General features: G+C 34.6%; 5 protein-coding genes. 2 read left to right on the plus strand and 3 right to left on the minus strand.

The features are described 5' to 3' along the window. A partial coding sequence (locus tag ACY65O_RS08485) for a response regulator transcription factor (RefSeq protein ID WP_462220423.1) occupies positions 1-213 on the plus strand: 213 nt, incomplete at its 5' end. Positions 214-317: 104 nt separating this feature from the next. Here the strand turns inward: ACY65O_RS08485 and ACY65O_RS08490 are convergent. The 3 genes from ACY65O_RS08490 to ACY65O_RS08500 form a co-directional block, all read right to left on the minus strand. Next, positions 318-1004 (minus strand): porin family protein, encoded by a 687-nt coding sequence (locus ACY65O_RS08490; RefSeq protein WP_462220424.1) that lies wholly within the window; start codon positions 1002-1004, stop codon positions 318-320. 277 nt (positions 1005-1281) lie between these two features. Further along, positions 1282-1791 (minus strand): transporter, encoded by a 510-nt coding sequence (locus tag ACY65O_RS08495; protein WP_462220425.1) that lies wholly within the window; start codon positions 1789-1791, stop codon positions 1282-1284. A 97-nt stretch (positions 1792-1888) separates the two neighbouring features. Further along, positions 1889-2827, minus strand: coding sequence for an NAD-dependent epimerase/dehydratase family protein (locus tag ACY65O_RS08500; protein WP_462220426.1), 939 nt, complete (start codon positions 2825-2827; stop codon positions 1889-1891). A 163-nt stretch (positions 2828-2990) separates the two neighbouring features. On the opposite strand from ACY65O_RS08500, the gene ACY65O_RS08505 reads away from it, so the two are divergent. Next, the coding region (locus ACY65O_RS08505) for a hypothetical protein (RefSeq protein ID WP_462220427.1) at positions 2991-3495 on the plus strand (505 nt) is incomplete at its 3' end.

A 3495-nucleotide genomic window follows, 5' to 3' on the forward strand; every position in this document is an offset into this window, starting at 1 on the left:
CTTAAAAAAGAAAGCGATGATGCACACCTTACTGCAAGAGAAATAGAAATTATAAAATTAATTGAAAAAGAAAATAACAATAAGCAAATTGCTGAACAGCTTTTTTTAAGCGAACGTACTGTAGAAACCCACCGCAAAAATATTTTTAGAAAAACAAAAACATCTGGTGTTATTGGGCTGATTAAGTATTCTTACGAGCATAAATTAATTTAACCCTGCCTGATACGATTTTCTTCATTTTAAAAAGTGCAAAGTATAGCATAAATAATAAAAGCGGCATCTGCCGCTTTTATTATTTACACAGAGTTTAAATTAATTTACTCTTCTGATGCACTACCAAATCTATACCCGATTGTAAAACCCAACCCTGTGTTTTTGGTTGTGGAATTATCTTCAACAGAAATATTAGATAACCCAAGAGTGTAATTTGCTTTTAAAAATAAATTATTACTAAACTGGTAACCCACTAAAAAATTAGCGCCAAAATCCAAAGCCTTTAAATGACCTTTGCCATCATTTGCATTTTTTTTACCATCAAATTTAATATCGGAATTATCTTCTGTAGTTGATGAACCGACTGTAGTTTTTGAATTAGCCTTACCAGATAAACCATACCCAATTGATGGACCTGCACCTGCAAATAAACCACTCCCATTAAATTTATAAATTAAATTCAAGGGAAGCTCAAGATAATTGGTCGTAACCTTAGCATCGGTGGTGTAAGTAGTCCCAAAAATCACTTCAGTTTGCTTTAGCTTTCCACCTTTTTGAATAAAATTTAATTCGGGTCTGAAAAATAATGAAGAGGCAATAGGTATTTCTGCATTTACACCAATAATAAGTCCAACTTTTGTGTCAAACTTATCAGTTGTAGTTTGGCTACCACTGGTTGTTTTATCTGTAAAAGAGGCTCCGTTAATACCGGCGTGTGCGCCAAATGTAGTTTGTGCCTGTACGGCAAATGCTGCTGCTGATAAGGCAACAATTAAAACTGCTTTTTTCATGTTACGTAATTTTTGGTTAAAAATATAGCACAAATATCCCAGTAAATTAGTAATTATCAAAAATATTTAATAAAAAATAATGTAAAAATTATTTATTATTAGTACGTTATATAAATGTTAATTTATAATCAGGGAAACTTTAAACCACAGCTACAGCAAGATGATACACAGTTAAAATAATTAAACACACAGTTACGCTAACTTTTATTAAATTAATACTTAATAAAAAATCCTGCTTTACAGCAGGATTTTTTTATTAAGATATTTATTAAAACTATTAAAATTTATACGCCAGCCTTACACCAACTGAACCTAAGTTGGCATTGTTTTTTGAATACCCGTCGTATTTTAAACTGGCATCAATGGCTTTGCCCGAGTTGGTATTAAATTCGTAACCAATTACAGGAGAGTATGCAAAAGCAGTACCGCCATTGTTATTAAAAAAGCCGGCACCCAATTGGGCTAAGCCATAAAAACCGCCTGATAAAAAATATTTTATACCGGCTTTAAGCGGAATAATACCAGCAGCTTTATATTTAATTCCTGCGCCAGCAGATTTACCTGCATAGGACATGTAACCAGTGGTAAGTGTAATGCTGGTAGTACCACCAATATTATTTTCGGCCTGTATGGTAGCTCCAATTCCAACAGAGTGGGTGTTATTAAAATCGCCGGTTGCAAAACCAACTTCGGGTCCAACACTAAAATGGAATTTTTTGTCGCTGTTTTGAGCATGTGTTGCTGAACAAATTGCCGTAATGGCAATAACTGCAAAAATCTTTTTCATAAAAATAAATTTTTTAAATACAAAATTAAGGAGTGATAGTTAAACGATTTTATTTAGTTGATAAACGAATAGTTAAAAGTAAAATTTAAAAAATTGTTTACAAATTATCCAGCATATCTTTTACCATGCCAGGCAAATTATATTCTTCTTTCCACCCCCAGTTTTTTCTTGCGACAGTATCGTCAATACTCTGCGGCCAGCTGTCGGCGATAGTTTGCCGGTAATCGGGTTTATAAATCATTTCAAATTCAGGAATATGTTTTTTTATTTCGGCAGCAATTTCTTTTGGCGAAAAACTCATACCCGAAATATTATAAGAGGTACGAATGGATATTTTATCCGCAGGCGCTTCCATCAATTCAATAGTTGCCCTTATAGCATCGGGCATATACATCATGGGTAAATAAGTATCTTCTTTTAAAAAACACTCATATTTTTTTTCTTCCAGCGCTTCATGAAAAATTTCGATAGCATAATCGGTAGTGCCGCCGCCGGGTGCACTTTTATAACTTATTAAACCGGGGTAACGCAAACTTCTTACATCTACACCAAAGCGGTGAAAATAATAATTGCACCAAAACTCGCCGGCATATTTACTTATACCATACACGGTACTCGGTTCTATAATAGTTTGCTGCGGACAATTTTGTTTAGGACTTGTTGGTCCAAAAACTGCAATGGAAGATGGCCAGTACACTTTACTTATTTTTTCTTCTCTTGCAATATCCAGTACATTTAATAAACCTGTCATGTTCAGGTTCCAGGCAAGGTTAGGATTTTTTTCGCCGGTGGCAGAAAGTATAGCAGCCAGTAAATATATCTGCGTAAAATTTTGCCGTATCACCTGCACATGCAGCATTTCTTTATTCATCACATCCAAACTTACATAAGGACCTGTGCCTTCCAGCAAAGGATTTTGCTCCCGTAAATCGCTGGCCACCACATTGGCATTGCCATAAATTTTACGCAACGCTAGTGTTAACTCCACACCTATTTGTCCGCTGGCACCAATCACTAAAATTTTGTCTTTTATCATAGTTATCAATTAATCATCAAAAGTAACGGGCAAAAAGGAAACTAAAAAATGCCCGCCTAATCATAAAACACCCCCGAATAATTATTAATGGTTTTTATCAGGTATAAATAAAAATAATTTGGCAGAATAATTTAATAAACTTCCAAATAAAAAATATTTCATCATGAAATCATTACTTGTTTTTATTGTAAGCATTTTATTTTTTGTTGCCTACAGTACTGGTCAAAATGTTGGTGTAAATACTCCAACACCCCAAGCAACTTTAGACGTAAACGGAGATGTTATTTTTCGTACTGCAGATGTTACTGCTGCTGATGGAATTAATATTGCTTTAGATGTAAATAATCCACGCTTTAGTTATTACAGAATTACGGGGCCTACCGCAGATTTTACTATTGCCGGTATTACAGCAGGTAATGATGGCAGGTTGCTGACCCTGTTTAACCGTAGCGGTTTTACCATGCAAATAAATAATGAAGATGCCAATGCTGCTGTTACAGATATGATAGTAACAGGAACTAATGCGGATATCACAATTATAAATAAAGGCGTAGTAAATCTTCAATACGATGCCACCGAGCAAAAATGGATTGTAAAAAGCAGCAGCAAAGGCAGCGTTAGCGGTGGAGGGGGTTTTTGGGATGCAAGTGGCAGTAATATTTTTAATA

The sequence above is a fragment of the Ferruginibacter sp. genome, assembly GCF_031430955.1.
Lineage (GTDB): Bacteria > Bacteroidota > Bacteroidia > Chitinophagales > Chitinophagaceae > Ferruginibacter.

Bases quoted from the DNA above. Each gene is read 5' to 3' on its own strand.
- ACY65O_RS08490 (WP_462220424.1), bottom strand. From the start codon at position 1,004: ATGAAAAAAGCAGTTTTAATTGTTGCCTTATCAGCAGCAGCATTTGCC.
- ACY65O_RS08495 (WP_462220425.1), bottom strand. From the start codon at position 1,791: ATGAAAAAGATTTTTGCAGTTATTGCCATTACGGCAATTTGTTCAGCA.
- ACY65O_RS08500 (WP_462220426.1), bottom strand. From the start codon at position 2,827: ATGATAAAAGACAAAATTTTAGTGATTGGTGCCAGCGGACAAATAGGT.